Raw genomic sequence first — 22,855 nt, 5'->3', positions numbered from 1 at the left:
GTAGGGTTTGCGTCGTGTTCTGCTGTTGCTGGTATTGCTGGTTGTGTTTGGTGTGCCGCTGGCTGTCTACCAGCAGTGGCTCGATGTGCCGCCGCGCTGGAATCCCTGGGCGCCACTGGACATCAGGGCCACGCCGAGCCTGCTGACCCCCTTCAAGCTCTGGCGCCTGGAGGATGACCCAGGGCTTTGTCAGCAGGCCTTGGCCACGTCGCCACTGCGTTACACGGCGTTGGCCGATAGCAGCCCGGCGGCGGATTGTCCGCTGGAAAATACCCTGCGGATACAGGCCTTGGGGGTGCGTTTCAGCAGTAGCTTTATCAGCACCTGCCCGCTGGCGGCGGCCTTTGCCCTGTTCGAGCGACATGCCTTGCAGACTGCGGCGCAGGAGGTGTTCGGCCAGCCGGTGGTGCAGGTCGAGCATGTCGGCAGCTTCGCCTGCCGCAGCATCGCGGGCAGTCAGCGTCGTAGCCAGCATGCCTCGGCCAATGCCCTGGATATCGTCGGGTTTCGCCTGCAAGACGGCCGGCGCATCAGCGTGCTGCGCGACTGGCCGGGAGAGGGCGAGGCCGCGCGCTTTCTGCGTCTGGTGCATAAAGGCGCTTGCGCCAGCTTCAATGTCACCCTCGGGCCGGAGTACAACGCCGCCCACCGCGATCATTTTCATGTCGATATGGGGTTGTTCCGCATGTGCCGCTAGTAGGCCAATCACAGTAAACATGGCGAACTTGGTGCGACTGCAAAGGGCTGGCTCTGGCAGAATGCGCCGTCAACGATGATCGACCGCCTACAGGTCGAATTGCCTATTTTTTGAGCACATTTCCCGATGAATGACCAACGGCCTGGCGCCACAATTCGCATGGACGCTCTGGCTCCGCATCTGGCCGAGAGCGCAGCTGTATGGGCCGCGCGCCTGACATTGGCGCAAGAGGGAGACGCGCAATTTGCCATGCAGCTGGGCGAGCAGGGGCTGCAACTGGTCGAGCTGGGTCCGCAGGCGCCGGGGCCGGTGCGGGTGGATTTTGTCGAGGGCGCGGTGGCGCATCGGCGCTTATTCGGCGGCGGTACCGGGCAGATGATCGCCAAGGCCGTGGGCGTGCAGCCAGGCGTGCGCCCGCGGGTGCTGGATGCCACTGCCGGACTCGGCCGTGACGGCTTCGTTCTGGCCAGCCTGGGCTGCAATGTGACCCTGATCGAGCGTCAACCGCTGATTGCCGCCCTGTTGGAGGATGGCCTGGCCCGTGCCGCCTGTGACCGGGATGTCGGGCCGATCGTTTCGCGAATGCGCCTGCTGACCGGCAACGCCATCGAGTTGATGAGTAATTGGCAGGGTGAGCCGCCACAAGTGATCTACCTCGACCCGATGTTCCCCCATCGTGACAAGAGCGCGTTGGTGAAAAAGGAAATGCGCCTGTTCCGGCCCTTTGTCGGTGACGACCTCGATGCGCCGGCGCTGCTGGCCGCTGCATTGGCCCTGGCCAGCCACCGGGTTGTGGTCAAGCGCCCGCGCAAGGCGCCGGTCATCGACGGCAGCAAACCTGGCTATGCGCTGGAAGGCAAATCCAGCCGCTACGACATCTATCCGTTGAAGAAGCTGCCGGCTGCCAACTGTCCGTAGGATGGCGCGGGCGGCGACCCGTCGGGCCGCGTAGGCTTGAGCGTAGCGATACCCATCGCAACCAAAGCCGGCCCCGGTTCCAGGGCAGGGGGCAATCGCCTGGTCTGGTCTGCGTGGCGGTTGGCTGATTGCCGATGGGTATCGCTGCGCTCAACCGCGCTACGCTCATCCTGCAAAATCCGCCGGGCACCCTCAGTCAGGCCGATAGGCGCGCACGAACATACCCACAGCGTTCTGTACATGCCGCTCGGCGTCTGTGCCTTGTTGCGGGCCGCCGCAGCCGATCAGCAGGCGGAAATTGGCGCCACCCTTGAGCAGGCTGAAGAACTGGTCGGCGGCATTGTGCACATCGGCGATACGCAGTTGCCCTGCCTGGTTGGCCTTGCTCAGCAGGCCTTCCATCTCGTTGAGCAGGCGTTGCGGGCCGGCTTCGTAGAACATCTGCGACAGCTTCGGGCTCTGGCTGGCCAGGGCCACCATCACCCGGTGCATTTCTACCGATTCGCGGCTGTTGATCAGCGTGTGAAAGCTGCGCCCGATAGTCAGCAGCACGGTTTCAACCGGTACGCCTGGCGCCAGTTCGAAGAACAGCTCGGGCAGTTGCTCCTGGCACTTGGCCTTCACCGCGGCGGAGAACAGTGTCTCCTTGTCGGTGAAGTGGCTGTATACCGTCAGCTTCGACACCCCGGCTTCGGCGGCGATGGCGTCCATGCTGCTGCCGTCGTAACCGTGGCGCAGGAACAGGGTTTTCGCTGCTTCCAGGATGGCCTGGCGCTTGACGAGATCTTTTGGGCGGCCTGGGCCGCTGGGCGGTAACAACTTGTTTGGCATTGGCTGCTTTTAATACTGGACTGGTGAGTTTGCTATTTTTACTATACCCGGCAGTACAAATATTCCAAACCTTCTCGAAAGGTCATACATCATGTTTCGCCACGCCTTGTCCGTTGTTGTGCCCGCCAGTCTCATCGTTCTGCTCGCAGCCTGTGGCAATAGTGAACCGGCCGCACAGTCTATCCGCCCCGCCATGGTGGTGCAGCCGCAACCTGCTACCGAAATGATGGACGCCTATGCCGGCGAGGTACGTGCGCGCCTGGAGCCAGAGCTGGCTTTCCGCATCAGCGGCAAGGTCGCCAAGCGCCTGGTCGAGGTAGGCGACCAGGTGAAGAAGGATCAGCCGCTGGCCGAGCTGGACCCGCAGGATGTGCGCTTGCAGCTCGAGGCTATCCGCGCGCAAGTGGCTGCGGCCGACGCCAATCTGCAGTTGGTGCGCGCCGAGCGTGATCGCTACCAGACCCTGCTGGCACGGCAACTGGTCAGCCGTTCACAATACGACAACGCCGAGAATCTCTACCGCTCGGGTGAAGCGCGCCTCAAACAGGTCAGGGCCGAGTTCGATGTGGCCAGCAATCAGGCTGGTTACGCGGTGCTGCGAGCCTCGCAGGACGGCGTGATCGCCCGGCGCATGGCTGAAGTCGGTCAGGTGGTGGCGGCGGGGCAGACCGTGTTCACCCTGGCCGCCGATGGCGAGCGTGAAGTCTCGATCAGCTTGCCGGAGCAAGCCTTCGAGCGTTTCAAGGTTGGCCAGCCCGTGGCGGTCGAACTCTGGTCGCAGCCAAACCAGCGTTTCCCTGGGCGGATTCGTGAAATTTCCCCGGCGGCCGATTCGCAGTCGCGCACCTTTGCCGCACGCGTAGCCTTCAGCCAAGGCGCTGTGCCGGCCGAGCTGGGCCAGAGCGCGCGGGTGTTCATTGCCCACAATGGTGAAGTTCCGCTGTCAGTGCCGTTGTCGGCGCTGACCGCGGAGCAAGGCCAGCCTTACGTCTGGGTAGTTGATCCCAAAGACTCCACGCTCAAGCGCACGCTTGTGCGTGTTGGTGCTTATGCCGAGAGCAGCGTGCCGGTGCTCGAAGGCCTGCAGGCGCAAGATTGGGTGGTTGCGGCTGGGGTGCAGGTACTGCGCGAAGGCCAGCAGGTGCGCCCGGTTGACCGGGCTAACCGCACGGTCACGCTGGCAGCGAAGGAGTAGCCCTGATGGATTTCAACCTGTCCGCCTGGGCGCTGCGCAATCGTCAGATCGTGCTCTACATCATGTTGCTACTGGCCGTGGTCGGCGGTATTTCCTACTCCAAGCTGGGTCAGAGCGAAGACCCGCCGTTCACCTTCAAGGCCATGGTGGTGCGCACTATCTGGCCGGGTGCGAGTGCCGAGGAAGTCGCCCGTCAGGTCACTGAACGCATCGAAAAGAAGCTGATGGAGACCGGCGAATACGACAAGATCGTGTCCTTCTCCCGCCCCGGCGAGTCCCAGGTGACCTTCGTTGCCCGTGACTCAATGCACTCGGAGGACATTCCCGACCTGTTTTACCAGGTGCGCAAGAAGGTCGGCGATATTCGCCACACCTTGCCCCAGGGTATCCAGGGGCCGTTCTACAACGATGAATTCGGCACTACCTTTGGCAATATCTATGCATTGACCGGCGCAGGCTTCGACTACGCGGTGCTCAAGGACTACGCCGACCGCGTACAGCTGCAATTGCAGCGGGTCAAGGACGTGGGCAAGGTCGACCTGATCGGTCTGCAGGACGAGAAGATCTGGATCGAGTTGTCCAACACCAAGCTAGCCACCCTCGGCTTGCCGCTGGCTGTGGTGCAGCAGGCGCTGGAAGAGCAGAACGCGGTGGCCGCCGCCGGTTTCTTCGAAACCCCTTCGGAGCGCGTGCAACTGCGGGTTACCGGGCGTTTCGAGTCGGTCGAGGAGATCCGCAATTTCCCGATCCGGGTGGCCGAACGGACCTTCCGCATCGGCGACGTGGCCGAGGTCAAGCGTGGCTTCAACGACCCACCTGCACCGCGCATGCGCTTCATGGGCGAAGACGCCATTGGCCTGGCGGTCTCGATGAAAGCCGGTGGCGATATCCTGGTGCTGGGGGATGCCCTGGAAGTCGACTTCGCCCGCCTGCAGGAAACCTTGCCGGCCGGCATGCAATTACGCAAAGTCTCGGATCAACCCGCTGCAGTTAAGACCGGCGTCGGTGAGTTCGTCCGCGTGCTTACCGAGGCGGTGATCATCGTCTTGCTGGTGAGCTTTTTCTCCCTCGGCCTGCGCACGGGGCTGGTGGTGGCGCTGTCGATTCCGCTGGTACTGGCGATGACCTTCGCCGCCATGTACTACCTGGGGATCGGCCTGCACAAGATTTCCCTCGGCGCGCTGGTGCTGGCGCTGGGCCTGATGGTCGACGACGCGATCATTGCCGTGGAGATGATGGCGATCAAGATGGAGCAGGGCTACGACCGCATCAAGGCGGCCAGCTATGCCTGGACCAGTACCGCCTTTCCGATGCTAACCGGTACCCTGATCACTGCTGCCGGCTTCCTGCCGATTGCCACCGCGCAGTCCGGCACGGGCGAGTACACCCGCTCGATTTTCCAGGTAGTGACCATCGCCTTGCTGGTGTCGTGGATCGCTGCGGTGGTCTTCGTGCCCTACCTCGGCGCCAAGCTGCTGCCGGACCTGGCCAAGCTGCACGCGGCCAAGCATGGCGGCAGCGCCGGTGGTCATGACCCCTACGCCACGCCGTTCTACCAGCGCGTAAGGCGCACCGTGCACTGGTGCGTGCGTCGGCGTAAGACAGTGATCGTGCTGACCCTCGCGCTGTTCGTTGCCTCGATCATGCTGTTCCGTTTCGTGCCCCAGCAGTTCTTCCCGGCTTCCGGCCGACTGGAGCTGATGGTTGACCTCAAGCTCGGCGAAGGTGCCTCCCTGAACGCCACCGCAGAACAGGTCAAACATCTCGAAAAACTGCTCGATGGCCACGCGGGCATCGACAACTACGTCGCCTATGTCGGCACTGGCTCGCCGCGTTTCTACCTGCCGCTCGACCAACAGTTACCCGCCGCCAGCTTCGCCCAGATTGTGGTGTTGGCGAAAAGTATCGAGGAGCGCGAGCAGATCCGCGGTTGGCTGATCGACACCCTGCGCGAGGAGTTTCCGACGTTGCGCACGCGTATCTCGCGCCTGGAGAACGGCCCGCCGGTAGGCTATCCGGTGCAGTTTCGCGTCTCCGGCGAGCATATCGACGAGGTGCGCGCGCTGGCCCGCGAAGTGGCCAGCAAGGTACGCGACAACCCGCATGTGGCCAACGTCCACCTCGACTGGGAAGAGCCAAGCAAGGTGGTGCGCCTGAACATCGACCAGGAGCGCGCCCGTGTGATGGGCGTCACCACCGCTGATCTGTCGCGTTTCCTGCAAAGTTCGCTGACCGGTGCGCCGGTCAGCCAGTACCGCGAAGGCAACGAACTGGTTGAAATCCTCCTGCGTGGCACCGTGAGCGAGCGCCAGCAACTCGGCCTGTTGCCGAGCCTGGCGATACCGACTGCCAGCGGCAGCAGTGTGCCGCTGTCGCAGATTGCCATCCTCGAATACGGCTTCGAAGAAGGGGTGATCTGGCACCGCAACCGCCTGCCGACTGTCACCGTGCGCGCCGACATCTATGGCAAGGAGCAACCGGTCAGCCTGGTCAAGCAGATCCTGCCAACCCTGGAGCCAATCCGCGCGGCGTTGCCTGATGGCTATCTGCTGGATGTCGGCGGCACTGTGGAAGACTCGTCGCGCGGGCAAGCCTCGGTCAACGCCGGGGTGCCGCTGTTTATCGTGGTGGTGCTGACCCTGCTGATGCTGCAGCTGAAAAGTTTCTCGCGTTCGGCCATGGTGTTCCTCACCGCGCCCCTAGGGCTGATTGGCGTGACCCTGTTCCTGCTGATCTTTCGCCAGCCGTTCGGCTTCGTCGCCATGCTCGGCACCATCGCCCTGTCCGGCATGATCATGCGCAACTCGGTAATCCTGGTCGACCAGATCGAACAGGACAGGAGCGCCGGCCTGGACAGCTGGAACGCTATTGTCGAAGCCACGGTCCGGCGTTTCCGCCCCATCGTACTGACTGCCCTGGCGGCGGTGCTGGCGATGATTCCGCTGTCGCGCAGCGTGTTCTTCGGGCCGATGGCGGTAGCGATCATGGGCGGCCTGATCGTCGCTACGGCGTTGACCCTGCTGTTCCTGCCGGCGCTGTATGCGGCCTGGTTTCGGGTCAAGGAAGAGGCGCATCAGCCGGACTGAGCAGACAGTTGATGCTGATAAAAGCCAGACCTCAGGGTCTGGCTTTTTTATGCGGGCCTGGTTTTACCCTGCTTCCGTAGGCGCGGCCTATGGCCGCGAAGCTTTTCAGGTACCGCGGGTGAAACCGATACGCGTGCAGCGGCCATTAGGCGCTTGATGACCATCGCTGCGCTCAACCATGCCCCCAACCCATCCAGCGAATCTACGGCCACCACCCGACCTTGTAGGAGGGGCCTTGGCCGCGAAGCTTCTGGCTTCTCGCCTTTAGCCCTGGAGCATGCCAATGCCGCTCGGGAATCAGCGTGCCGAATGTCTCCCGGATTACGCCACGGCTTGTCTGCCTACGCGCTCGGCAATGGCTAGAAGCACATCCTGTGCGCCCTCGCCCAGAACATGGATTATTGGTGCGCGCGGCGCACCCTACGGGAGAGGCCGCGTCGCGCTCGAACGCTGTGCCAGGGCACAACATATAACGGCGGTTTGGCCTTTTGCTCGCGTATTCGCGTGCCATAGAACCGATACCGGCTGTTGCTGTCGGCCCATCTTGCGAACTTGAGCTGTTAGGGTTGTGGCTGACAGTTGCTGGCTGGCAGGCCCTTTTGCGCGTTGATCCAGTGTGCTGCCGGCCTGATTTCTGCGCCGGCTGTCCTGGGCTGTTGGTTGTAGCAGGCAGCTGAAATTCCATGAATTCAGGGAGACTGCGCATGCCGCTGAAAAATACCGTCCACTTGATCGCCTACCCGAACCGTATCGGCTCTGGCCTGGCTGACCTGGCCGATTTCGTCGAACATAAACTCGGGCGCGCGGTGGGCGGGGTGCATGTGCTGCCGCCCTTTGTGTCCAATGCCGACGGTGGTTTCTCGCCGCTGACGCACAAGCGTATCGACCCGAAATTCGGCACCTGGGCAGACATCGAGCGCCTGAGCGCCAACCACGACGTCTGTCTGGACTTGGTACTCAATCACCTGGCCGACGAATCGCCGGAGTTCCAGGACTACCTGCAAAAGGGCAAGGCCTCGCAGTGGGCCGAGCTGTTCATCGACGTCGACAGCCTGGGCGAGATCAGCCCTGACGATCTGGCCAAGATCCACATCCGCAAGGAAAAGGAACCGTTCCGCGAAATCACCTTCGCCGACGGCAGCCGTGGGCGGGTCTGGTGCACTTTCAGCGAACGGCAGATCGACCTCAATTTCGACTCGCCGCTGACCTACCAGATGATGGCCGACACCATCGCCTATCTCGCCGAGCGCGGGGTCAAGTTGCTGCGCCTGGATGCCTTCGGCTACACCACCAAGAAGGTCGGCACCAGCTGCTTTCTGGTCGAGCCGCAGGTGTGGCAGATTCTCGACTGGTTCAAGACCACCGCGGCGGCCAGCGGCATAGAACTGCTGCCCGAGGTACACGACCACCCGAGTTGGCAGTACGCCATTTCGGCGCGCGGCATGTGGTCCTATGCCTTCGCGCTGCCACCACTGCTGCTGTACAGCCTGCTTGACGCCAACAGCCAGTACCTCAAGTCCTGGCTGCGCATGTGCCCGCACAACCAGATCACCGTGCTCGACACCCACGACGGCATCTGCATTCCTGATGTGGAGGAGATCCTCCCGCGTGAGCACATCGAAGCGTTGATCCAGAACGTCTCGGAGCGCAGCGCCGACCCCATCCTGCGCCGTTCGGCCGCCAACGTGCACAGCGTCGGCGCGATCTACCAGCTCACCTGCACCTTCTTCGATGCCCTGCAGGGCAACGAGGACGCCTACATCACCGCGCGGGCGATCCAGTTCTTCACCCCCGGCATTCCGCAGGTCTACTACGTCGGCCTGCTGGCCGGCCACAATGACGCCGAGCTGATGCACGAAACCGGCGAGGCGCGGGAAATCAACCGCCACCACTACTCGCTGGACGAGGCCGAGCATGCATTGCAGGCCCCGGTGGTGCAGCGCCTGCTCAGTCTGATGGAACTGCGCTCGACCCACCCGGCTTTCGCCGGCACGTTCGAACTGCACCAGTCGAACATGTACAGCGTGTCGATGGGCTGGCGCGCCGGTGAGCATTGCTGCCACTTGTTCGTCGATCTGATTTTTCGCACCGCCACCGTGACTTGCACGGGGACGGATGGCGGCGAGGAGACGTCCTTTAGGTGTTGAGGCGCTCGCCCTCCCGATGGGGCGGTTATCGTCGGCTGTGCAATTGCAGGCAGATGACCTAAAGCACAGCCATAAGATCTGAAGGGCGCCGCTGCGACTCGACGGCCATCGCCAGGCATTGCGGGAGGGCCTTGGCCGCGACGCTTAACCTATAGGGCAGGACTGGCGCCGTGCAGATTCGCTACCAGCGAAGTAGCCCAGCGCGACATGCCGTAGGCTTGGGCTTTGGGTACACAGACAAAACAAAGCCCGCACGAGGCGGGCTTGGTTTTGATTGTTTCAGCCCCTGCGTAAAGCAGGTTGAAACCGGGATTTGGTCGGAGAGGCAGGATTCGAACCTGCGACCTTCTCGTCCCGAACGAGACGCGCTACCGAGCTGCGCTACACTCCGAATGAGCCGCATTCTACTCAAAAACTTTTGTGGCACAAGGGGTTAGGCTGATTTTTCCACGTGGCAGGGCGTTACCTGCATCGTTTTTGTGCGCGCTCTGTACCAGGGGCCACTTGGCCGCCTACGTGCAGAGTGTGCTTACAGCTCGCGGATGGTGCGCACTTGGTCTTTGTTGACCTTGGCGCGGTTGCCGTCGAGTTGTTCGAATTCGTAGAAGCCCGAGTCGTCATCGAACGCCGGGGTGTCGATGGCCTGGATTTCGCGGCCATCGTTGAGGGTGATTACCGATGGCGATGCGCAGCCTGCCAGTGCGGCAAGGCTCAGGGCGAGCATAAATGCGGGAAGAGTCCGCTGAGTCATGATGAGTTCCTTGGATTTTGTAGGGGCTGTGTACCCAGCCTCTGATGGTTAATTGGTGATCAAGTTCAGTAGCAGGTAGTCATTCGCTGTTCTGCGTGAGCAGTTCCGGGGTGTTGAGGTTGGCCAGTCGTGGGTCGTCGGGCGGGCAAACAACGGCGATGGGCTCGTGTTGGCAGAGCCAGCGTTGCGGGCTGCGCTCGCCGGCCTGCCATGCTGCTTCGAGTGCGCTGCCCAGGGTTTTGGGGATCAGACTGAACAAGGGTTCCCAAAAATCGCCTTGACGCACCATCACCGGCCGGCTGCCGGCCTCGGCCAGTAACGCGTCGAGCAGGCTGCGGTCGAGCAGGGGCGTGTCGCAGGGCAGTACCAGCAGATACTCGTGGCGGGCCGCTTGCAAGCCGGCACGGATACCGGCCAGCGGGCCGGGGAAGTGTTGGTCGTCGTCGCTGATCAGGCGGTCGGCAAAGGCCTTGTAGCGTTCGCTATTGCGGTTGCAGGAGATGATCAGGTCGTCGCTGAGCGGTCGCACCAGGTCATGCAGCCAGGCGATCAGCGGGCGGCCCTGCCATTCGATCAGGCCCTTGTCGCGGCCGCCCATGCGTTGCCCGCGGCCACCGCACAGCAGCAGCACGGAACAACTCGGCAGAACGGGCGTGGTGGGCATGGCAGAGCCTCCAAAGGTGGGCCTGTGATATAACATCGCGCACTTTCTCAGACAACTGGAAGCCTGCCATGAACCACAAGGCCGAGGCGCAATTCGTGCCGTTGAATATTGCCGTACTGACCGTCAGCGACACCCGTACCCAGGACACCGACACCTCCGGCCAGCTGTTTGTCGACCGACTGCAGGCGGCCGGGCATAACCTGGCGGCGCGGGTGTTGCTCAAGGATGATTTGTACAAGATCCGCGCCCAGGTGGCGACCTGGATCGCCGATGACAGCATGCAGGTGGTGCTGATCACCGGTGGCACTGGCTTCACTGGCCGCGATAGCACTCCGGAAGCCGTGGCCTGCCTGCTGGACAAGCAAGTGGACGGTTTCGGCGAGCTGTTCCGGCAGATTTCCGTGGCCGATATCGGCACCTCCACCGTCCAGTCTCGCGCGCTGGCCGGCATGGCCAACGGCACCCTGGTGTGCTGCCTGCCGGGTTCGACCAATGCCTGCCGCACCGCCTGGGATGGGATTCTCTCCGAGCAGCTGGATGCCCGTCATCGCCCGTGCAATTTTGTGCCGCACCTGAAACAGGCGGCTGCTTGCGAGAGCCGCGGATGAGTGGCTGCGAGCAGCCCGGTCTGCTGCCGGTAGAAGTTGCGCTGCAGCGATTGCTGGCGTTGGCCGAGACGATGCCGGTGAGTGATAACGAGCAGGTCGCTTTGGCCGAGGCCGACGGTCGGGTGCTGGCCGAACCGCTGATCGCCGGGCTGGACTTGCCGCCCTGGGCCAACAGTGCGATGGACGGTTACGCCCTGTGCCTGGCCGACTGGGCGGGCGAGCCGCTGCTGGTCAGCCAGCGTATCCAGGCCGGCAACGCGCCGCAGCCACTGCAGCCCGGCAGCTGCGCGCGGATCTTCACCGGCGCACCGCTGCCAGCCGGTGCCGATACGGTGGAAATGCAGGAAAACGCGGTGGTTGAGGCCGATGGCCGGGTGCGTTTCAGCGAGCCGCTGCGGCTTGGCCAGAACGTCCGGCCCCAGGGCCAGGAAACCCGGGTTGGTGAGCATTTGTTGCCGGTTGGGACGCGCCTCGGGCCGATCGAGCTGGGCCTGGCGGCCTCGCTGGGGATCGCCGAACTGAGCGTGCGTCGGCGTCTGCGGGTCGCGGTGCTGTCCACCGGCGATGAACTGGTCGAGCCGGGCTTGCCGCTGGGGCCGGGGCAGATCTACAACAGCAATCGTCGTCTGCTGATGGCCTGGTTGCAGCGCCTCGGCTGCGAGGTGGTGGATGGCGGCATCCTCGCCGACGACCTGCAGCTGACCCGTGCGGCATTGGCGGCGTTGAGTGATGTCGACCTGATTTTGTCCACCGGCGGCGTGTCGGTGGGCGAGGCGGATTTTCTCGGTGTGGCGCTGCGCGAGGAGGGCGAGCTGGCCTTCTGGAAGCTGGCGATCAAGCCGGGTAAACCGCTGACCTGCGGGCAGTTCCGCGGCGTGCCGGTGATCGGTCTGCCGGGCAATCCGGCTTCGACTCTGGTGACCTTCGGGCTGCTGGCGCGGCCTTATCTGCTAAGGCGCATGGGTGTGCAGCGAGTCGAGCCGCTGGGTTTGGCGATGCCGGCCGGCTTCACCTGGAGCAAACCGGGCAAGCGCCGCGAGTACCTGCGCGCGCGCCTGGAACATGGCCGGGTGGTACTGCACCCCAACCAGAGTTCCGGGGTATTGCGCAGCGCCGCCTGGGCCGAGGGGCTGGCCGAGGTGCTGGAGAACACGACTCTGGCCGAGGGCGACAGCCTACGGTTTATCCCGCTGAGCGAAATCCTTGGGTAGGTGGCTATGTAGGATGGGCCGGGCCGCGTAGGCCGGGCCGCGTAGGTCGGACCGCTTAGGTTGAGCGCAGCGATACCCATGTTGTCGGATTGAGAATCGCGCCCCCTGCTGAGAACGATGATGGGTATCGCAAGCTCAACCCATCCTACGGGTTTTGCACTTGGCGCCTGCTTTCGCGAAACTGCCCCGGCGTCTGCCCGGTCCAGCCCTTGAAGCTGCGGTGGAAGGAGCGCGGTTCGGTAAAGCCCAGGTAGCTGGCGATGTCCTGGATCGTCAGGTCGCTGCGCAGCAGATAGTGTTCGGCCAGCTCCTGGCGCAGTTGATCGAGAATTTGCTGGTAACTGGTGCCCGCCAACTGCAGGTGACGCTGCAGGGTGCGCAGCGTCATGTTGAATTGTTCCGCCACCCGTTCCTTGCGTGGCAGGCCGTCCTTGAGCAGCAGGCGCAGGGCGTTCTTGACCCGCTGCGGCAACGCTTCGCCGTCATCCAGGCCGGCCATCAGGGTCAGGGCGTGTTCTTCCAGGGTGCGCAGCAGGTTGGCGTCGGCCTGGCGCAGCGGCATGCCGAGGTATGCCAGCGGCACGATCAGGGCGTTGCAGGTTTGCCCGAAGCTAACCGGGCAGCCAAATACGGCGCTGTACTCGGCGCTGTCCACGCCTGCAGGCAGGCCGTGCTCGAACCAGACTTCCTGCGGCGAGCGCTGCATGTCGGCGATCCAGCGCGCATAGAGCAGCCAGGACGCGAGTACCTCCTCGACCATATGCCGGCGGACCAGCGCGGTCTCATGGCGGCAGCTCCAGATCAGCTTGACCTGATCGGCGGACGCCTCGATCCGGCTCACCCCCATATCGCCCACCAGTTTTTCATAGGGCACGATACGACTCATGGCCTCGCCGAGGGTGGCGCAATTCATGGCGATATAACCGAGCACGCTCCAGGAGCCTGGCTGCACAAAGCGCGCGCAATGCAGGCCGAACAGCGGGTCGCCGGAGACGTCGATCAGGTGCTGGAGCAGACGTTGGTGGGTCGCACCGGCAATGCGCTTGCTGTTGTCCGCCAGATCGTCGGCCTGCACGCCAGCCGCCGCCAACGCCTGTGGGATATCCAGACCCAGCTGTTCGGCGTGGCGCAGGTATTTGAGCAGGGCGGGAACCGAGGAGTAGCCGAGATTGTGCATAGACTTCTTATTCGCAATGGCTCGATTGGCAACAGCGCCTGGCCCGATGCGACAGTGACGCCGGGCGGCGGCTGGCTAGTATAGGCAGTCAATGATGGTGACCGAAATATCCAGGGGAGAGGCTGATGCGACGTTGGAATGGCTGGGGTGATGAAGCAACAGTGGTGGAATTGCCGCGCCATGGCGAGGCCTTTCTTGCCGAGCTGATCGGTCCCGGTCAGGTGCTGGCCGACGCCAGCCTGGAGCAAGTACTGGCCAAGGTGCCGGCTTCGCGTCTATCGCCCCACCCGCTGATCAGCCTGGACGCCGAGGCGCGACTGCGGCATGCCCGCGGCCAGAGCCTGGCGGACTGGCTGGCGATGCGCTCCGGCGAGTTTGGTGTGTTTCCCGATGGCGTCGCCTTCCCGGAGAGTCCTGCGCAGATTCGCCAGTTGCTGGCCTGGGCCAGCCAGCAGGATCTGATCGTGATTCCTTATGGCGGCGGCACCTCGGTGGCCGGGCATATCAACCCGCAAGCCAGTGATAAACCGGTGCTGACCCTGTCGCTGGAGCGCATGGGCAAGTTGATCGAAGTCGACGACGACAGCCTGATCGCCACCTTCGGTCCCGGTGCCAATGGGCCGCAGGTGGAAAGCCAGTTGCGCGCCCGTGGTTACACCCTCGGCCATTTTCCGCAGTCCTGGGAGCTGTCGACCCTCGGCGGTTGGGTCGCCAGCCGTTCCAGTGGCCAGCAGTCGCTGCGTTACGGGCGCATTGAGCAGTTGTTTGCCGGCGGCAAGGTCGAGACTTTTGCCGGCACCCTGGAAATTCCGAGCTTTCCGGCTTCTGCCGCGGGGCCTGATCTGCGCGAAATCCTAATGGGTTCGGAAGGGCGCTTCGGCATCATTTCCGAGGTCAAGGTGCGCATCACCCGCCTGGCCGAGCAGGAAAATTTCTATGCGGTGTTTCTGCCCAACTGGCAGCAGGCGCTGAGCGCCATTCGTAACCTGGCCCAGGCACGCGTGCCACTGTCGATGCTGCGCCTGTCCAACGCCATCGAGACTAAAACCCAGCTGGCCCTCGCCGGCCACCCGCAGCAAATCGCCTGGCTGGAAAAATACCTGGCCCTGCGCGGCGCCCGCGATGGCAAGTGCATGCTGACCTTTGGCGTTACCGGCAACCGCACGCAAAACGCCGCTTCGCTGAAACAGGCCAAGCCTCTGCTGAAAGGCTTTGGTGGGGTGTTCAGCGGCACCCTGCTGGGCAAGAAGTGGGCGGAAAACCGTTTCCGCTTCCCCTATCTGCGCCATGGCTTGTGGAGCGCCGGCTACGCGGTGGACACCCTGGAAACCGCCACCGACTGGAGCAATGTCGACAGCCTGCTGACCAAGGTCGAGGCCAGCCTGCGCGACGGCCTGCGTGAGGAGGGCGAACGGGTGCATGTGTTCACCCATCTGTCCCACGTTTATGGCGAAGGGTCGAGCATCTACACCACCTACGTATTCCGCCCCGGTAACAGCTACGAGCAGGCCACGGCGCGCTGGCAAAAACTCAAGCATGCGGCCAGCCAGACCATCGTCGCCAACGGCGGCACCATCAGTCACCAGCATGGCGTCGGCCGCGACCACGCGCCTTATCTGGGCGTGGAAAAGGGCGAGCTGGGGATGGCGGCGCTCAAGGCTTTGTCCGCGCATTTCGACCCGCAGCAGCGCCTGGCTCCCGGCGTGTTGCTCGAACAATGAGCATGCCGGTCTGGAATGCCGCCTGGCGCGAGGGTGCGCTGGCCGAACTGGCTGCGCGCGACTGGGACCTGATCGTCATCGGTGGCGGCATCAGTGGTGCCGGCATCCTGCGCGAGGCGGCGCGGCGTGGCTGGACATGCCTGCTACTGGAGCAGCGTGATTTCGCCTGGGGCACCTCTAGCCGCTCGTCGAAGATGGTGCATGGCGGCCTGCGCTACATCGCCAAGGGTCAGTTCAAACTGACCCGCGACTCGGTGCGCGAACGCCAGCGCCTGCTGCAGGAGGCCCCTGGTCTGGTCGACCCGCTGAGCTTCGTGATGGCGCATTACCAGGGGCAGTTTCCTGGGCCGAAAGTATTTGGCGGCCTGTTGGCGCTGTACGACGCCCTGGCCGGCAAGCGCAACCATCTGTACTACCCGCTGCAGGCGCTGCGCTATCTGGCGCCGGGTCTCAAGCAAGATGGCCTGCTCGGCGGTACGCGCTTCTTCGATGCGGTAACCGATGACGCCCGCCTGGTCATGCGCGTGCTGGGCGAGGCGCGTGGCGATGGCGGCGAGGCGCTCAATGGGGTCAAGGTGATCGAACTGCTGCGCGACAACGGTCGGGTGGTTGGCCTGCTCGGCGAAGATAGTGAAAGTGGCCGGCGTTTCAGTTTTCGCAGCCGGGTTGTGGTCCAGGCCACCGGTGCTTGGGCGGATAAGTTGCGTGCGACTGCCAGCGAGCATGTGCGGCCGTTGCGTGGCAGCCATCTGCTGCTGCCGGCCTGGCGGCTGCCGGTGGCTCATGCCTTCAGTTTTATGCATGGAGCGGATCGGCGTCCGGTGTTCGTCTTTCCCTGGGAAGGCGCGACTGTGGTCGGTACCACCGACCTCGATCACAGTGAGCCGCTGGATCAGGAGGCGCGGATCAGCAGCGCTGAGGCGGATTACCTGCTCGCGGCCTGCGCCCAGCAGTTTCCCGCTGCCGCGATCACCGCCCGCGACGTGCTGTCGACCTGGGCCGGGGTACGGCCGGTGGTCAGCGACGGCAGCGTAGGGCGTAAACCCTCGGACGAGACGCGCGAGCATGCGCTGTGGCTCGAACCCGGTTGCGTGACCCTGGCCGGTGGCAAGTTGACCACCTTTCGCCTGCTGGCCCTGGAGGTGCTGCGGGCCTGCGCCGGGATGCTTGACCGGGCGCTGGACGACCAGGCTGCGGCGACTTTCCCGGCTTGCCCACCAGCGGCCATGCCGAGCCTGAGTCCTGCCCAGCAACGACGTCTGGCCGGCCGGTATGGCCGCGAGCTGCCGAGGTTGCTGGCATTGCTCGACGAGGTAGGCAGTAAGCGGGTGGCTGGCAGCGACACGCTCTGGGTGGAACTGGCCTGGGCTGCGCAGAACGAGCTGGTGCTGCACCTGGATGACCTGCTGCTGCGCCGCACCCGCCTTGGGCTGTTGCTGGCTGAAGGCGCAAAGGCCGAGCTGCCGCAGATTCGTGCGCTGTGCCAGGCGCGGCTGGGTTGGAGCGATCAGCGCTGGGCAAGCGAAGAGCGGGATTACCTTGAACTCTGGCGGCGCTGTTACAGCCTGCAGGTAGAGACTTGATGGGTATCGCGTTGCTCAACTCATCCTACAAAGCACGCGCTCGACCTTAGACCGTAGGATGGGTGGAGCGCAGCGATACCCATCGAGCAAATAAGCTGCAGCGAATAACAAGAAGGACTCTGCCTTGAGCGAAAAAAGCTACGTGCTGGCCATCGATAACGGCACCCAGAGCGTGCGTGCGTTGTTGTTCGACCTGCAGGGCAATCTGCTCGGCAAGGGCAAGGTGGAGCTTGAGGCCTATTACTCCACTCAGCCCGGCTGGGCCGAGCAGGACCCGGAGTATTTCTGGGCCAGCCTGGGTGAGGCCTGCCAGCGGCTGTGGGCGTCGGTAGATATCGACCGCCGACTGATCAAGGGCGTGGCCTTGACCACCCAGCGCGGCACGCTGATCCATGTCGATGCGTTGGGCCAGCCGCTGCGCCCTGCGATTCTCTGGCTCGATCAGCGCCAGGCTGAGGTGCGCGGCAGGATCAAGGGGCCCTGGGGCTGGCTGTTTAAGTTGCTCGGCGCGCAGGCGGCAGTCGATCATTTCCGCGCTCAGGCCGAGGTCAACTGGGTCGCGCAGAACCAGCCAGAGATCTACGCGCAAACCGACAAAGTCCTGCTGCTCTCCGGGTTTCTCAGTCATCGCCTGTGCGGGCGCTTCGTCGATTCACTGGCCTGCTGCGTCGGCTACCTGCCGTTCGATTTCAAACGCCTAAAGTGGGCCGCGCCGCGCGACTGGAAGTGGCAGGCCATCGCGGTGCGCCGCGAGCAGTTGCCGGAGCTCTACAAGCCGGGTGAGCAGCTCGGCAGCATCAGCGCCGCGGCCAGTCGCCACACCGGTATTCCGGAGGGTTTACCGTTGATCGCCGCCGGTGCCGACAAGGCCTGTGAAGTGCTCGGTGCGGGTGTGCTCGAACCGCATGTTGCCTGCCTGTCCTACGGCACCACCGCGACCATCAACACCACGCGGCGCAGCTACCTGGAAACCATCAGGCTGGTCCCGCCATACCCAGCGGCGCTTCCCGCTCACTTCAACACCGAGGTGATGATCTACCGCGGCTTCTGGATGGTCAGCTGGTTTAAGCAGCAGTTCGGCCAGCGCGAAATGCAGCGGGCCCGGGAGCTGGGCGTCGAGCCCGAAGTGCTGTTCGACGAGTTGGTGAATGCCGTGCCGGCTGGCTCCATGGGCCTGATGCTGCAACCCTACTGGTCGCCGGGCGTCCGTGAACCGGGCCTGGAGGCCAAGGGCTCGATCATCGGCTTCGGCGATGTGCACACCCGTGCGCATATTTACCGGGCCATTCTCGAAGGCCTGGCCTATGCGCTGCGCCAGGGCAAGGAGCGCATCGAGCAGCGCTCGGGGACAAAAATCACCCGACTCCGTGTCTCCGGTGGCGGCTCGCAGAGCGATGCGGCCATGCAGTTGACTGCCGATATCTTTGGCCTGCCGGCCGAGCGCCCGCATGTCTACGAAACCTCCGGCCTGGGGGCGGCCATCGACTGTGCGGTAGGCCTTGGCCTGCACCCGGATTTTCCCAGCGCCCTTGCGGCCATGACCCGGGTTGGTCAGGTATTCCAGCCTGACCCGGCGGCGCAACGGATCTACGAGCAGCTATATCGCCAGGTCTACCTGCGTATGTACCAGCAGCTCAAACCGCTGTACCTGAGCATTCGCAAGATTACCGGTTACCCGGCGTAGGCCTGCTGTGCGCGATATCGCCGATGCATGGCTTGCCGTTGCGCACTTTCTTGCCCGCTATGGAGTCGGGCGAGTGGGTATGCTGCTCGGGATGGGCTATATGATGAGTGGGCGTTATTGGCGCGCCGCACAATGCGCTGCGGATGCGTTTGCCGGTGGATTCACCGCTGCTGCTCCAGTGATGCTGAAAGCACTTGGCTGGTACGGTTAAGCTGGCTGGTGCAAGATGGCGTAAGTCGGCTTCAGCGTTGTCGCTCCTTGCCGATACCCTTGCTATAACTGCACTTGATAAAACAATTTGGAGCGCACAATGGCTGGCATTCTCGACTCGGTAGATCAACGCACCCAACTGGTGGGCGAGAATCGCCTGGAAATCCTGATGTTTCGTCTGGCTGGCCAACAGCTGTTCGCGATCAATGTCTTCAAGGTGCAGGAAGTCCTGCAGATGCCCAAGCTTACGCTGATGCCACAGCGCCATCGGTTTGTCTGTGGGGTGGTCAACCTGCGCGGGCAGACCTTGCCGGTGATTGATCTGTCTCAGGCCATTGGCATGCGCCCTATCGTGCCGGATGAGCGCAGCACCATCATCGTTACCGAGTACAACCGCTCGGTACAGGCGTTCCTGGTTGGTGGGGTCGAGCGCATTCTCAATCTCAACTGGGAATCCATCCTGCCACCGCCCAACGGGGCCGGGCGTCAGCATTATTTGACCGCGATTACCAAGGTCGAAGACAAAATCGTCGAAGTGATCGACGTCGAAAAAGTGTTGGCGGAAATCACGCCGATGAGCACCAAGGTTTCTCCGGAGAAACTCGCTGCCCCGCTGTTGGAATACGCCCGGGGGCGTGAGGTGTTGCTGGTGGATGACTCCAACGTGGCCATGGCTCAGCTCAAGGGCACCATGGCGCAGCTGGATATACGCTGCCATGCAGCCAGCGACGGTCTGCGTGCCTTGAATTTGCTAAAAAGCTGGGCCGACGACGGTGTCGATGTGCATGAAAAACTGTTGATGGTGATTACCGATGCGGAAATGCCTGAGATGGACGGCTATCGCCTGACCACCGAAATTCGTAACGACCCGCGCCTCAAGGATTTGTACGTGGTATTGCACACCTCGCTGTCCGGCAGCTTCAATGAGGCGATGGTGAAGAAAGTTGGGTGCAACAACTTTCTCTCCAAGTTCCAGCCGGACAAGCTCGTTGACGTGGTGCACGAACGTTTGACCCTGTTGCACCCCCACGAGTAGCGGCCAGATTTAACATGTCCATGTGCTCGTTAACTGCTGCAAGGGTGTAAGCCGAGTCGTGTTGCCCAGGCACTACTCGGCCAGGTGTTGTCGCAGCTGCTCAATGCGTTCGCGGTTGACGTCAAAGTCCGCGTAGCCAAGACGTGACGCCGAACGCACATCCACTTGGGTTGTGCCGATCATAAATTCCACATCGTCGACAAAGCGCATCAGCTTGCTGCTGAACTCCGCGCGCAGATAACCCGGTTTTTCGTCCAGTAGACGCACGCGTGGTTCATCGCTGAGTAGCTCTTTTAGGCGTGCCTGAGTTTGTTCTGGGGAGCCTTTGAGCGCGAGAGGTTCAATCGTGTGTTGTGCATCGCTGGCCTGGCTGTTAACGCAGTTCGGTGACTCCGGGCAAGCTGCCAGGCGGCCGTCATGGATGCCCAGATTATCCGGTGGGCTGCCGCTGCAGGCGCTAAGCACTATCACCAGAGGCACGGCTAATGCAGGCTTGTGAGTGCCGCGCGTTACTCGTATAAGTGCCTTTTGCCAAAGGGAAGTTGGGTTCATGCTGCATCTCTCCGGGTTGTATCGTTATCCACTGAAGTCAGCGGCAGGCGAGGTTTTGTGTGAAACGGTGCTGGACGCCTTGGGCGTGCAGGGTGATCGTCGCTGGATGGTAGTCGATGCAGAAACGGGACGCTTCCTTACCCAGCGTTTGTTGGCGCAGATGACTCAATTGCAGGCGCGCTGGCTGGGTAGCATGCACCTGCAGCTGAGTGCGCCGGGTATGGCTGATCTGCAGGTGGCGGTACCACATGAGCATGCGCTACTGCGTAGCGTGACCATCTGGCGTGACAGTCTGCACGTGCCGGATGCCGGTGATCAGGCCGCGCAGTGGCTAAGCCAGTTTCTCGGCCGCGCCTGCCGGCTGGTGCAGGTGTCGGAGCCGCGCGCACGGCAGGTCGATACGGCCTATGCCGACGCAGGCGATAAGGTGGCGTTTGCCGATGGCTTCCCTTTGCTGTTGATCGGTCAGGCGTCGCTGGACGATTTGTCGGCGCGGGTTGGTCGGCCGCTATCGATGTTGCGTTTTCGTCCCAACCTGGTGGTCGCGGGCAGCAAAGCCTATGCCGAGGACAGCTGGAAGCGTATTCGCATCGGTGAGATGGAGTTCCGTGTGGTCAAGGGCTGCTCGCGCTGCATCATGACAACCCTCGACCCGCAGACGGGCGAGCGCTGCAGTGATCGTGAGCCGCTGACGACGTTGAAAACCTATCGTGAATCTAATGGCGAGGTGTATTTCGGGCAGAACCTGATTGCCTGCAGCGAGGGTTTCGTGCGTCTGGATATGCCTGTGCAGGTGCTTGAGTAGGGCGTGTTATGCACGCTCAACATCAGCTGTTGAGCGTGCAGTGTTCGCGGTTACTGGTCGAAGTAGCGCTCGTGCCAGGCAATCAGTGGCTGCGGAGCATTGAGTTTCTGTCCGTAGATCACCGAATAAGACAGCACGTTTTGCACGTACTGGCGGGTTTCGTCGAACGGAATGTTCTCGATCCACACGTCATAGGCCAGGTGATCAGCACCGCGCAACCACTGGCGTACCCGGCCGGGCCCGGCGTTGTAAGCAGCAGAGGCGAGCACCCGGTTACCGTTGAACTGGCCGTAAACCTGGCTCAGGTAGGCTGTGCCGAGCTGGATGTTCACGCTCGGTAGCAGGGTATTGTTCGGATTGCTCAGCGGGATGCCGAATCTGCGTGCGGTCTCCTTGGCGGTCGCCGGCATCACCTGCATCAGGCCCATGGCTCCGACCGGCGACTTGGCGTCGGCCATGAACGCGCTTTCCTGGCGGGTGATGGCGAATACCCAGCTGGAGTGCAGGCCGCGCTTCTTCGACTCAATGGTCAGCGGTTCGCGGTGGGCCATGGGGAAGCGTATGTCCAGGTCGTCCCAGTACTGCGCCTGGCTGATGGTGCGAATCGCCGGGAAGTACCACTCCATGTCGTACGCCAGGCGCGCCTGGGCAACCAGCTCATCACGACTGAACAGGCGGCTGACGTGATACCACTCGCGGCGGCCATCGACGATCTGGCCGCGGTCGTGGAATTCCATGGCCCGGCGAATGCCGGCGGCGTTGCGTACTTTCTGCAGGGTCTTGGGAGAAAGCTGCAGCGGTTTGTTGTTCAGCTGGTAAGGCGCCTTGACCTGGTCGGCGGCCATGAAACCGTAGAAGTCACGTTCCTTGGCCAGGCCTTGGTAAAGGGTTTGCGGTACCTGGCTGTTGGGCTGGGCCAACTGCAGGCTGCGCGCCTGCCAGTAGCGCCAGCGGTTGGTCTGGCCTAGCTCTGCGGGCATTTGCCGGGTCAACTGGTGTGCGTCGTCCCAGCGCCCGAGGCGCAGTAGCAAGCGTGCTCGCCATTCGCTGACGGTGTTGTCGCGCAGTTGCGGGTCGTACTGCGCCATTACCTTGAGTGCGCGGGCGTCGAAGCGTTTTGCCAGGGTCAGGCCGATCTCACGGGCAATGGCGACTTGCTCGTCACTGGAAAACTTCATGCGCTGGGCATAACTATCGAGCAGCGTCAGGGCCTTCTCCGGGTCCTGGCGGGCCAAACGGCGCAAGCCGAGGCCTACTACATCGGCCATGGCCTGATCGTTGGCGCCGAAACGCCCGGTCTGGCTAAGAAGTTGTGGGTTCTGCGCGACGTCCAGCAGCAGCTTGCCGTGGTTGCCAAGGGTTGGTAGTCCCTTGATCAGGTAGCTGGCCAGGCCATAGTTACGGGTTTCAGCGGCCAGCTTGGCGCGCTTCCAGCGCATGTCTTCGGTTAGTTTGCCCTTGGCGGCCCATTGCTCGAACAGGCGGTCGCAGGCATTGGGCTGCGACTTACCAACCAGCCAAAGCTTCTCGGCGGTGACAAAGCCCTCGGCAAGCATGCCATGGCTGAGTTGGTATTGACCGTAGAGGCAGTCCAGTTCGGTGAAGTTCAGTGCAGGATCATAGTAGTTGATGAAGGTTTGCCACTCGCCACGTTCGGCCAGCCAGCGTAGCCAGCGCAGCTTCATCCAGCTTGCTTGCGGCAGATCGCCATGCTCGGCCAGGAATTTTTCGATCTCGTCATTGCTCGCCCATTTGAGCCGGGCGGTGAGTTCCTCATAGGCCAGGTGCGGCTCCAGCGGGTAATCACGCAAGGCGTTGGCGTAACGCTGATAAGGGCCTTTGTCGCCTTTGGCCAGGGCAGCTTTTGCCTCGTCGTAGTACTGACGCTGCTGTGCCAAGCTGGCGGCCTGAGCCGCTGTAGTCGTCACGACAGAGAGGATCAAGCAGGAGAACAAGCGAAGCAGGCGACCGTGCATGGC

18 protein-coding genes, 1 tRNA gene and 1 pseudogene are annotated in these 22,855 nt (G+C 62.9%); 13 read left to right on the top strand and 7 right to left on the bottom strand.

Annotated features, from left to right (window positions below):
- Positions 1-7 precede the first annotated feature (7 nt).
- Both Q8K09_RS06815 and Q8K09_RS06810 read left to right on the top strand, forming a co-directional pair.
- On the top strand, positions 8-697 hold the full coding sequence (locus tag Q8K09_RS06815; protein ID WP_305254208.1) for an extensin family protein: 690 nt from the start codon (positions 8-10) through the stop codon (positions 695-697).
- A gap of 130 nt (positions 698-827) precedes the next feature.
- Positions 828-1,615, top strand: a pseudogene (locus Q8K09_RS06810) (class I SAM-dependent methyltransferase).
- A 192-nt stretch (positions 1,616-1,807) separates the two neighbouring features.
- Here Q8K09_RS06810 and Q8K09_RS06805 read toward each other — a convergent pair.
- Entirely contained in the window at positions 1,808-2,446 is a 639-nt protein-coding gene (locus tag Q8K09_RS06805) for a TetR/AcrR family transcriptional regulator (protein ID WP_305254206.1), read from the bottom strand.
- A 91-nt stretch (positions 2,447-2,537) separates the two neighbouring features.
- Here Q8K09_RS06805 and Q8K09_RS06800 point away from each other — a divergent pair, with 91 nt between their 5' ends.
- From Q8K09_RS06800 to gtfA, 3 genes are all read left to right on the top strand, one after another.
- Positions 2,538-3,641, top strand: a complete 1,104-nt coding sequence (locus Q8K09_RS06800; protein WP_305254205.1) for an efflux RND transporter periplasmic adaptor subunit — start codon at positions 2,538-2,540, stop codon at positions 3,639-3,641.
- A gap of 5 nt (positions 3,642-3,646) precedes the next feature.
- Positions 3,647-6,727, top strand: a complete 3,081-nt coding sequence (locus Q8K09_RS06795; protein WP_305254204.1) for an efflux RND transporter permease subunit — start codon at positions 3,647-3,649, stop codon at positions 6,725-6,727.
- A 704-nt stretch (positions 6,728-7,431) separates the two neighbouring features.
- The gene (gene gtfA / locus Q8K09_RS06790) at positions 7,432-8,874 is read left to right on the top strand and encodes a sucrose phosphorylase (RefSeq protein ID WP_305254203.1); all 1,443 of its coding nucleotides are present in this window, start codon (positions 7,432-7,434) and stop codon (positions 8,872-8,874) included.
- 314 nt (positions 8,875-9,188) lie between these two features.
- On the opposite strand, the gene Q8K09_RS06785 is transcribed toward gtfA, so the two are convergent.
- The 3 genes from Q8K09_RS06785 to mobA form a co-directional block, all read right to left on the bottom strand.
- Positions 9,189-9,265 (bottom strand) — tRNA-Pro (locus Q8K09_RS06785).
- Positions 9,266-9,403: 138 nt separating this feature from the next.
- Complete coding sequence (locus Q8K09_RS06780) at positions 9,404-9,625, bottom strand: YgdI/YgdR family lipoprotein (RefSeq protein WP_305254202.1); 222 nt, start codon at positions 9,623-9,625, stop codon at positions 9,404-9,406.
- A 79-nt stretch (positions 9,626-9,704) separates the two neighbouring features.
- A complete protein-coding gene (gene mobA, locus Q8K09_RS06775) occupies positions 9,705-10,289 on the bottom strand; it encodes a molybdenum cofactor guanylyltransferase MobA (RefSeq protein ID WP_305254201.1) in 585 nt (194 codons plus the stop codon).
- Between the two features lie 68 nt (positions 10,290-10,357).
- On the opposite strand from mobA, the gene moaB reads away from it, so the two are divergent.
- Together moaB and glp are read left to right on the top strand one after the other, a co-directional pair.
- A complete protein-coding gene (moaB, locus tag Q8K09_RS06770) occupies positions 10,358-10,897 on the top strand; it encodes a molybdenum cofactor biosynthesis protein B (protein WP_305254200.1) in 540 nt (179 codons plus the stop codon).
- The gene (gene glp, locus Q8K09_RS06765; RefSeq protein WP_305254199.1) at positions 10,894-12,108 is read left to right on the top strand and encodes a gephyrin-like molybdotransferase Glp; all 1,215 of its coding nucleotides are present in this window, start codon (positions 10,894-10,896) and stop codon (positions 12,106-12,108) included. Before moaB ends, glp begins: the two co-directional genes overlap by 4 nt.
- 145 nt (positions 12,109-12,253) lie before the next feature.
- Here the strand turns inward: glp and Q8K09_RS06760 are convergent, their stop codons facing one another.
- A complete protein-coding gene (locus tag Q8K09_RS06760) occupies positions 12,254-13,285 on the bottom strand; it encodes an AraC family transcriptional regulator (protein ID WP_305254198.1) in 1,032 nt (343 codons plus the stop codon).
- A gap of 125 nt (positions 13,286-13,410) precedes the next feature.
- On the opposite strand from Q8K09_RS06760, the gene Q8K09_RS06755 reads away from it, so the two are divergent.
- From Q8K09_RS06755 to Q8K09_RS06735, 5 genes are all read left to right on the top strand, one after another.
- Positions 13,411-15,006, top strand: a complete 1,596-nt coding sequence (locus Q8K09_RS06755) for an FAD-binding oxidoreductase (protein WP_305254197.1) — start codon at positions 13,411-13,413, stop codon at positions 15,004-15,006.
- Between the two features lie 2 nt (positions 15,007-15,008).
- Positions 15,009-16,589: a glycerol-3-phosphate dehydrogenase/oxidase gene (locus Q8K09_RS06750; RefSeq protein ID WP_305254196.1), complete on the top strand. Its 1,581-nt coding sequence runs from the start codon at positions 15,009-15,011 to the stop codon at positions 16,587-16,589.
- Positions 16,590-16,713: 124 nt separating this feature from the next.
- Complete coding sequence (locus Q8K09_RS06745) at positions 16,714-18,273, top strand: FGGY-family carbohydrate kinase (protein ID WP_305254195.1); 1,560 nt, start codon at positions 16,714-16,716, stop codon at positions 18,271-18,273.
- A gap of 7 nt (positions 18,274-18,280) precedes the next feature.
- The gene (locus Q8K09_RS06740) at positions 18,281-18,484 is read left to right on the top strand and encodes a hypothetical protein (RefSeq protein WP_305254194.1); all 204 of its coding nucleotides are present in this window, start codon (positions 18,281-18,283) and stop codon (positions 18,482-18,484) included.
- A 99-nt stretch (positions 18,485-18,583) separates the two neighbouring features.
- Positions 18,584-19,519 carry a chemotaxis protein CheV gene (locus Q8K09_RS06735; protein ID WP_305254193.1) on the top strand — a complete coding sequence of 312 codons (936 nt, stop codon included), beginning with the start codon at positions 18,584-18,586 and terminating at the stop codon, positions 19,517-19,519.
- A 72-nt stretch (positions 19,520-19,591) separates the two neighbouring features.
- On the opposite strand, the gene Q8K09_RS06730 is transcribed toward Q8K09_RS06735, so the two are convergent.
- On the bottom strand, positions 19,592-20,071 hold the full coding sequence (locus Q8K09_RS06730; protein ID WP_305254192.1) for a DUF1499 domain-containing protein: 480 nt from the start codon (positions 20,069-20,071) through the stop codon (positions 19,592-19,594).
- Here Q8K09_RS06730 and Q8K09_RS06725 point away from each other — a divergent pair.
- Entirely contained in the window at positions 20,070-20,876 is an 807-nt protein-coding gene (locus tag Q8K09_RS06725) for an MOSC domain-containing protein (protein ID WP_305254191.1), read from the top strand. The genes Q8K09_RS06730 and Q8K09_RS06725 overlap by 2 nt on opposite strands.
- Positions 20,877-20,926: 50 nt before the next feature.
- Here the strand turns inward: Q8K09_RS06725 and Q8K09_RS06720 are convergent, their stop codons facing one another.
- The gene (locus Q8K09_RS06720) at positions 20,927-22,852 is read right to left on the bottom strand and encodes a transglycosylase SLT domain-containing protein (protein WP_305254190.1); all 1,926 of its coding nucleotides are present in this window, start codon (positions 22,850-22,852) and stop codon (positions 20,927-20,929) included.
- Positions 22,853-22,855: the final 3 nt, after the last annotated feature.

The sequence above is a fragment of the Pseudomonas sp. genome, assembly GCF_030683065.1.
GTDB lineage: Bacteria > Pseudomonadota > Gammaproteobacteria > Pseudomonadales > Pseudomonadaceae > Aquipseudomonas.
The sequence above is the reverse complement of the archived record's forward strand: the minus strand, read 5'-3'. Positions and strand labels throughout refer to the sequence as shown.